This window comes from Nitrosomonas sp. Is24 (assembly GCF_033063335.1).
Lineage (GTDB): Bacteria > Pseudomonadota > Gammaproteobacteria > Burkholderiales > Nitrosomonadaceae > Nitrosomonas.
Map to the genome: position 1 here is coordinate 2,567,559 of NZ_JAWJZG010000001.1, position 8,161 is coordinate 2,575,719.

Annotated in this window: 2 protein-coding genes; both read right to left on the minus strand. The window is 51.7% G+C overall.

All coding sequences use genetic code 11. The features are described from left to right. Positions 1–15 precede the first annotated feature (15 nt). Positions 16–1,812 carry a type I secretion system permease/ATPase gene (locus R2103_RS11825; RefSeq protein WP_317531595.1) on the minus strand — a complete coding sequence of 599 codons (1,797 nt, stop codon included), beginning with the start codon at positions 1,810–1,812 and terminating at the stop codon, positions 16–18. A 153-nt stretch (positions 1,813–1,965) separates the two neighbouring features. Next, a complete protein-coding gene (locus R2103_RS11830) occupies positions 1,966–8,139 on the minus strand; it encodes an Ig-like domain-containing protein (RefSeq protein WP_317531596.1) in 6,174 nt (2,057 codons plus the stop codon). Positions 8,140–8,161: the final 22 nt, after the last annotated feature.

Below are 8,161 nucleotides of genomic sequence, written 5' to 3' on the forward strand. Positions count from 1 at the left end.
AAGGCGCGGTAAAAATTAGCCGGTTTGAGAGTCGACCGCAGGAGTGGTTGGAGGTGCTGGGGGTGCTGGATTTTGCGCAGCTTGCTGCCCGGCTTTCTTTTGCGCCAGCTGTGCCTGATGCGCTTGTTGTTGTTTTGCGAGCGCCTCCACCACTTGATTGGTCGGCCCGAATATTTTTGCTGCGCCGTCCTGCAATAGCAGCAATTTAGTGGTTACACTGAGAATACTGGTGCGGTGTGTGATCAACACGATGGTTTTGCCGCGTATGCGCAGATCGGTGATGGCGGCCAGAAGTGCTTGTTCACCCACATCGTCCAGGTTTGAATTGGGTTCATCGAGAACAATCAGGGATGGATCGTCATACATGGCGCGCGCCAAACCGATGCGTTGTTTTTGTCCGCCGGAAAGACCGGCGCCACCTTCACCCAGATGCGTGTCGTAACCTTCCGGCATATTCAAGATCATGTCGTGAACCCCGGCACGTCTGGCTGCCAGAATAACTTTTTCCGCGTTGATTTCGCCAAAACGGGCGATATTTTCCGAAACCGTGCCAGCGAAGAGCTCGATATCCTGCGGCAGATAACCGATATGCGGGCCCAATTCATCCTTGTTCCACAGATAAACATCAGCGCCATCCAATCTGACTTTCCCCGCCGCTGCCGGCCACACGCCGACCAATAAGCGCGCCAGAGTTGATTTCCCCGATCCGCTCGGGCCAATAATACCGAGCACTTCACCGGCAGCGAGGGAAAAATTCAATCCCTTGATGACGGGAACTTTACTGCCGGGCGGCGCTGCCGTGACATTTTCCACCGCAATCACGCCGAGCGGTTTAGGCAGTGCCATGCCAGCCGTTCGTTCCGGATTCTGTTCAAGCAATTGCGTCAGACGCTCATAAGCGCTGCGGGTGCCGCCAATCTGCTTCCACACACTGATGAGTAACTGTACCGGTGCGATGGCTCTGCCCAACAGGATTGAACCGGCGATCATCATGCCCGGCGTGATGCTGTTATCCAGCACCAATAAAGCACCTAATCCCAGCATCAGCGACTGCAATGCGACGGTACAAGATTTTGACAGCGCGGTGACAATACCTGATTTCTCGCTGGCCTCGGCTTGCAGATTGAGAAAACGGCGATGCAGCTTATACCAGCGCGCTTGGAGATTAGGCAGCATGCCCATCGCTTCGATGACTTCGGCATTGCGTAAATTGTTGGAGGCGATATTGCTGGACGCAATCGACATCGAATTAGCTTCGGCTAGCGGTTTATGCGAGATCTTCTCATTGATGTACGCTAATGCAATCAATATGACTGTGCCGCATAAAGCGAAAACTCCCAGAATGGGATGAAACATGAATATCACGAACAAATAAATCGGAAACCATGGTGCGTCAAAAAAAGCGAACAAGGCATTGCCGGTCAGGAACTGCCGTAGATTAGTCAGATCTTTTAAAGCTTGCCCGGCGTTGCTATCGCCTTTTTTGAGGCTTTCCTCAAAGGCGGCGGTGTAAACGCGCTTGTTCAACTTCATGTCGAGTTGCGCGCCGACACGGATCAATACAAAGCTGCGGACGAATTCCAGCGCGCCCATGAAAATGTAGGCGCCTAACATGATCAATGTCAGCATCAACAGAGTCATTTCATTGCGGCTGGTCAGTACGCTGTCATACAGTTGCAGCATGTAAATGGCCGGCATGAGCATCAGCATGTTGATGACTGCACTAAAAACACCAATGTTTCTAAAGGTCTTCTTAAAGCCGGTCAGTACCTGCGCAATTTCATTCTGAGGCGCTTTAAATTTGAAATTCATCTGGTTATCAATACCGTGCTGTTAAGGGAGTTATCGGTGAAAGTGCAATTCATTGAATGGATTTTTGTGTCAGTGGTTAAGTGAGGAGCCGGTAAGCGATACTATCAGCATGCAAGGAAAACGATTCGTCGCTTCGAATACATTCCAGAAACGTTAAAACCATTCCTGCTGCATCAAAACGCTTCCGATTAAATAAGTCGATGCTTCATTACTATCAGCCACTTCATAGGCAAGCTGTTCTCTGCTTATCTGATGATTCTCCAGCCGCAATAACTGATCTGTTAATTCTTTTTCCGTTGCCAAGCGCCCTAATGTTTGCTCATAAATTTTTTGTATGTAATTTTCATTCGGAATATTTTTCAGCTCCGAATGCTCCTGAAACCACTTTAAAATTCCTTCGAAATTTGCGGATTCATTGAGCACTTCCACATTACCCAGCACCTCAATGCCAAGCTCCCATTCATCCGCTGTTACGTCACGATTAAAGAAACTGTGCACAAGGTGTGCAAGCGTCGCTTGTGCTTGATTTTGGGCAATTACAATCGTTTCTCCACTATCGAAAGCTACCGCCTCGGCATTGACAATGCTTTGCATCGCACCATCGCTCAATCGGGTTAATTGCAGACGATGGTCTACAAATTCATAATGGAAATCTGTGCGACTGCCAGGCATCTTTAAAATATCGCACCCTTTACCGCCGTCCGCATATACAGTCAGACCCAGAGGCAAATAACCAACTTCATTTGCTTCTGTGCCAACAAGCGATTGGTGCGTAACTTCCCAGTGGACAAGATTGGGATCGGTTGGTAAATCGCGCAGCAATTCCTCATCGCTCATATCCCTAACATTGGCTGCTTCGGGCAAACTGCGAAAAACTCGCAGGATTTCATCGGTTGAAGCGGCGGTCCAATTCTGCACCGCAACACCTTCTGCTACCGTTAAATCACGTCCCAGCCAAGTCTTTACAAGATGATGCGCAATTGCTTCCGTCGATGAATAAGGGATTGCTAATGCCGGTCCCGAAGTAAATTTGATCAGTTGAATATCGGTAAAAATATCGGTTTCACTGCTTGCCTTATTGGCAAGCTTGAGCGAGTTTCCGGTAAATTCCAGTTCATAGTCGGACAACTTCCCTTCTTGTTCTGCAATATTAAAGCCGGCACCGCCATTTATGCGGTCATTGCCAGTTCCCCCGCTCAGTAAGTCGTTCCCATCGCCGCCGAAAACAATATCGTAGCCAGCATCGCCAAAAACCTGATCGTTGCCGGTTAAGCTTCCAACGGTATCGTCACCTCCTCCGCCATGCAAAATATCGTCATCCGCGCCGAGTACAATATATTGGACGGCATTATCGCCAATGGCGAAATTTTCTCCGGCACCGCCCATCGCATGAACTGAGCCGATAAAACTCACAAAGGCTATATTATCCAATTGGATGACCGTAGCCACTGGCAGCTTGCTGGTATCAACAATCAATGCCTGCCGGACGGTATCGGATTGTCCCGTGCCGCTGATTAATATAGGTTTTGTGAGCGCAGTATCGCCATTTACTACTGGCGTTAGCAGTTGAACAACTACCGGCGATACCGCAGCCTGAGAAGAAAGGAAGGTTTCCACGCCACTTTTTAAAACCCCCTTGAGGGTCTCATCGGATGCTACTTTATCAATCAATTGATTCAGACTATTCTTTGCATCGTTCCCACTCAATGGATCCGATCGGCCTTCTGCATTCAAGCCTGCTCCGACCGGCAAACTGACATTCAACAAGCCTTGACCCGCCGCATTCTTTATAAGAGGAATATCGGCATAGTCCCTAAACAAACTTTGCGAATCGTCCTTGCGGTCAATGGCAACCACAGGAATCGTGGTAATCACGCTGCCATCGGCTTGAGAAAGCGTATTAACAGTTACTCCATCCACATTTGTGACGGTAGGAAGTGGTGGTTCTGAAATTTCTTTCGTATTTATTGTAAAGTTTTCAGAATTTACGCTCCCGCTGTTGCTGTTGCCGGCCACGTCCGTAACACTAGCGGATGCCAGCGTGATAACGTTGGTGTCATCTTCAAGATCGGCAACCGGCGTGAACGCCGCTGTCCAGGTAACGCCGCCGTCAGTGCTCGATATCGGACTTAATGTACCGTTGGTAATCGTCAGATCGCTGTTATCGAAACCGATGACTTTTTCGCTGAACGTGATCGTCATCAGGCTGCTTTCACCCGCTTTCAGCGCAGTATCCGCCAACACGATGGTCGCCGTCGGCAGTTTGGTGTCGATGGCGTAGTTGTTGGAATTTACGCTCCCGCTGTTGCTATTGCCGGCCGCATTCGTAACGCTTGCATCCTTCAGCGTGATCACGTTGGTGGCATCCTCGGTGCCGGTTGACGGCGTGAACTCCGCCGTCCAGGTGATGCCGCCGTCCGCGCTCGATACCGTGCTCAGCGTGCCGTTGGCTATCGTCAAATCGCTATTGGTAAAACCGCTCACCGCTTCGCTGAACGTAATCGTCACCAGGCTGGTTTCGCCCACTTTCAGCGCAGTATCGGCGACTACAATCGTGGCCGTCGGCAGTTTGGTGTCGATGGCGTAGTTGTTGGAATTTACGCTCCCGCTGTTGCCGTTGCCGGCCGCGTCCGTAACGCTGGCGTCCGCCAGCGTTATGACGTTGCTGGCATCCTCGATTCCGGTTGACGGCGTCAACGACGCTGTCCAGGTGACGCCGCCGTCCGCGCTCGATACCGTGCTCAGCGTGCCGTTGGCTATCGTCAAATCGCTATTGGTAAAACCGCTCACCGCTTCGCTGAACGTAATCGTCACCAGGCTGGTTTCACCTGCTTTCAGCGCAGTATCGGCGACTGCAATCGTGGCCGTCGGCAGTTTGGTATCGATGATGTAGTTGTTGGAATTTACGCTCCCGCTGTTGCTGTTGCCAGCCGCATCCGTAACGCTAGCGGATACCAGCGTGATGACGTTGGTAGCATCTTCGGTAGCGGTTGACGGCGTCAACGTCGCTGTCCAAATAATGCCGTCCGCACTCGATACCGTGCTCAGCGTGCCGTTGGCTATCGTCAAACCGCTATTAGTAAAACCGCTCACCGCTTCGCTGAACGTGATCGTCACCAGACTGATTTCTCCCGCTTTCAGCGCAGTATCGGCCAACACGATGGTCGCCGTCGGCAGTTTGGTGTCGATGGCGTAGTTGTTGGAATTTACGCTCCCGCTGTTGCTATTGCCGGCCGCATTCGTAACGCTTGCATCCTTCAGCGTGATCACGTTGGTGGTATCCTCGGTGCCGGTTGACGGCGTGAACTCCGCCGTCCAGGTGACGCCGCCGTCCGCGCTCGATACCGCCGTCAGCGTGCCGTTGGCAATCATCAGATCGCTATTGGTAAAACCGCTCACCGCTCCGCTGAATGTGATGGTCACCAGACTGGTTTCACCCGCTTTCAGTGCAGACTTAGCCACCTCGATGGCGGCGGTTGGCCGTTTGGTGTCGATGGCGTAGTTGTTCGAATCGGTGGCGCCGCTGTTGCTGTTGCCGGCCGCGTCCATCACGCTGGCGGACGCCAGCGTGATGACGTTGCTGGCATCCTCGATGCCGGTTGACGGCGTGAACGACGCCGTCCAGGTGACGCCGCCGTCCGTGCTCGATACCGTGCTCAGCGTGCCGTTGGCAATCGTCAAATCGCTATTGGTAAAGCCGCTCACCACTTCGCTGAACGTAATCGTCACCAAGCTGGTTTCGCCCGCTTTTAGCGCGTCGTCCGCTACCGTGATGGTCGCGGTTGGCGCGGTGGTGTCGATAGTGATTACTTGCTGAGTTGAGTAAACATTACCAGCAGCATCGGTTGCTTTTATGATTAAATCGTATTCGCCATCGCCCAGCTCAACTATTCCATTGTCAACGAAATCAAATGTGAACGTGCCTGATTGACCTGTAACTTCATTTGCGGAGCCAATAAATATCTCGTCACTTCCATCATCAAGAAACACTTCCACCGTCGATTCCGCTTCGGCGGTTATCGTCAATACCGGCGTGTTGTCGCTGGTTACATAATCAATGCCGCTTATTCCCGTGTCGTCGCTCAAGCTGACAATAGAGGTGGCCGGATTTGGATTTGTCGCATCTATGGCGATGACACACGCAGCCGATTCGCTGACATTACCGGCCGCATCGGTGACTTTGGCAGTGAAACTGTAGGAGCCATCTCCCAGTGCTGCCGAGGTAAACGTGAACGAACCCGGCTGACCTTCAACTTCGGTTGCGGTACCCACCAACACCTTGTCCCGGAATACTTGCACAGTCGCTCCCGCTTCCGCAGTGATTGTCAGCGTTGGCGTTGTATCTTTGGTTAGGTTGTCGCTGGTATTCGCGCCTGTGTCGTCGCTAAAGCTATCAATCTTTGTGGCGGGAGTTGGCTTTGTCGCATCGACCGTTACGGTTAATTCCGCCGCAGTCGAAATTAGACCGTTCGCGCCTGCTTCCGTCAACGTCGCGGAAAGATTGTGCGCGCCATCGCTCAACGCGGTGGCAAAGGTATAGTCGACGTAACCGTCCTCAATATGATCGGCTGTCAGTATTATGGTTGTGACTTCCGTTGCGCCGTCGTAGATGGTCAGTGTGTCGCCCGCTTTAGCCAGTTCTCCCGAATTTGGCAAGGAAACTTTGATCGTTGGATTCGTTTCCTTAGTCAGATCATCGGTTATCGAAGTACCGGTGTCGCTGGTAGACAGCAAATCGATGGTTGGGGTGCCGATCGGCGTGCCTTGAACCGTCACCGTGAAGCTGACAGGGTCGGATTCGATGCTGATGTCGCCATCCAGCGGATCGGTGTATGTGTCCTTAACCACGAAGCTGAATTGGCGGTCGCCTTGCGTCGGCGTGTCGGATGTATTGTTATAGCGCAACGCATCGAGCAGCGCTTCGCCTTCCGAAAGCGTCAGGTTACCGCCACCGTCCTTGGTGAACGTCAGGGTGCTGGTTCCGCCATTGACTGCTGCTTGCACCAGATAGGTTACGCCAGCCAGCGTGACCGGACCGATCGCTGTGCTATCGGCGAAATCCAGCGCGATCGAATCGCCTGCCGTGGCGCCGTCGATGCGCAATTGCTCGGCCGCGCCGTCCTTAATCGCTGAAGTGCCGAAGGATAGTTTGATGTACTGCAGTTCCGCGCCAATATCCGCATCTGTAACCGATATATCAAAACCCAGCGGCACGTCATTGCCGCCATCGTCTACACCCGCCGTTTCGGTGTAAGTACCCACTGTATTAGCCAGCGTAATGACCGGCTTGTCGTTGGCCTGATAGATATTAATCGTTGCCTCGCTCGGCAACAGGGTGGTATAACCCTCAGCGTCCGTCAAACTGAACGTTACAATTCTATTTTCAACATCCGGATTGTCCGTAACATTGTTGAAATATATTTCATTTAACACTCCTTCCATGATGGTATTGGATACTTGACTCGCATACCCCGCAGCAGGGGTAACCGTGACGACTATTTGCGCCGTTCCGTCCACCAGGGATCCGATGGTGTGAATCTGATAGGAGAGTTCTACGCCTGAAACGGTCATTGTTCCGTTAGCTGCCGTTCCGCCTGCTGTATAAGCAGCTCCGCTTAACAGATATAACTGATCGCCGTCTTTCGCATTGGTCAGCGTTGCTGTCAGCGATGCAATGCTGTCGCCATCCAGATTTTCAACTTTGAAACCGGCACGGGTCAGGGGGATATCTCCTTGACCGTCGATCGCCAGAGAAACAACATTCGAACCGATGCGGCCTTCTTCGACAAAACGCAAGTCATCCAGACCATATCCGGGCGCGTCCTTATCAATATCGACGTTTGGAACGAAACCCAATGAATTGGTTTGCGTTAAAGTAACTTCATAGGATTTACTGGCTGTGGTGCCAACGATGAAGCCGCTGGATAGCTGCCAGTTTTCAAACGTTTGCGCTGTCGAACCGCCGAGCGTGCTGACCTCGAGGGCCGCTGCCCCAGTCGCCGTTAATTCAATTCTGATCTCAGTTTCAGAAACAATCGTAACACTGCCGCTGTTAACCCAGGTGCCAGCACCGGTTTTTATTACACTATTGTTGAGCTTGATCTGTAGCTTCGTAATATCGAGGTAACTGCTTGCAGTTGCCCCGGGATTGAATCCAGCACCCCCAATTATTAGCGTATGGGAATTAAGATCAAATCCTAATGAGGAAAATGAGGGTTGTTGAACCAGAACTTGCTGGAATCCGGCAAGTGTATCGGCAGTAAACGGTGGAGCTGGAGAAAATCCCAATGGAATGCAAGAGGAATTTGGAAAATATTTAGTATTCATAGCGAAACTCCATTTAAAGAAC

What these genes read in the sequence shown, in the direction of transcription:
- R2103_RS11830 (WP_317531596.1), bottom strand. Translation starts at nt 8,139, where the DNA reads ATGAATACTAAATATTTTCCAAATTCCTCTTGCATTCCATTGGGATTT.
- R2103_RS11825 (WP_317531595.1), bottom strand. Translation starts at nt 1,812, where the DNA reads ATGAATTTCAAATTTAAAGCGCCTCAGAATGAAATTGCGCAGGTACTG.